This is a genomic window from Vibrio sp. 10N.222.52.B7 (assembly GCF_041474275.1).
Lineage (GTDB): Bacteria > Pseudomonadota > Gammaproteobacteria > Enterobacterales > Vibrionaceae > Vibrio > Vibrio crassostreae_C.
The window spans coordinates 1-546 of the sequence record NZ_JBFRTU010000451.1; the positions used below are offsets into that span (position 1 = coordinate 1).

Annotated in this window: 1 protein-coding gene; it reads right to left on the reverse strand. The window is 44.1% G+C overall.

The window, feature by feature from the left end:
• Nucleotides 1-49: 49 nt before the first annotated feature.
• Nucleotides 50-546, reverse strand: a 497-nt coding sequence (locus AB4512_RS23645) for a GGDEF domain-containing protein (RefSeq protein WP_372175952.1), incomplete at its 5' end; no start/stop codon positions are given.

The window sequence follows — 546 nt, forward strand, 5'->3', positions numbered from 1 at the left end:
ATTCTTATCTCACGAAGATCAGAATGGCTTTTTGTTTCCAGATTAGCGATTAACTTTCAGCGATGATGACTTGATTCCTACCCGACTCTTTCGCTTGATATAATGCATCATCCGCGGCTTTGAGGTACTTCTTGTAAGTATCTTGATTGAGTTGCTCATGAGCAATACCAATCGACGCTCCTATCGATGTGGTGAGGTCCAAAGAGCCGGAGTGCGTATCAATGGGTGTTTCGGAAATAGCTAAACGGATAACGTTCAACTGTTGCTCAGGATCAATGGAACCGGACAGCAACATAACAAACTCTTCACCACCCCAGCGAGCCACTACATCATTTGGGAATAAGTGCTGTTTTACTCGCCTTGCGACTTCCACTAAAACCTCATCACCAATATCATGGCCAAAGGTGTCATTAACGCGCTTAAAGTGGTCAAGATCTAGAATGACGAGACTGATCCCAAACCGTGAAGTATTAAATGGCATTGGCTGAGTTAACAACTGTTCTAGATAGCGTCGGTTGTATAAACCCGTTAGCGCACACGTTGTAG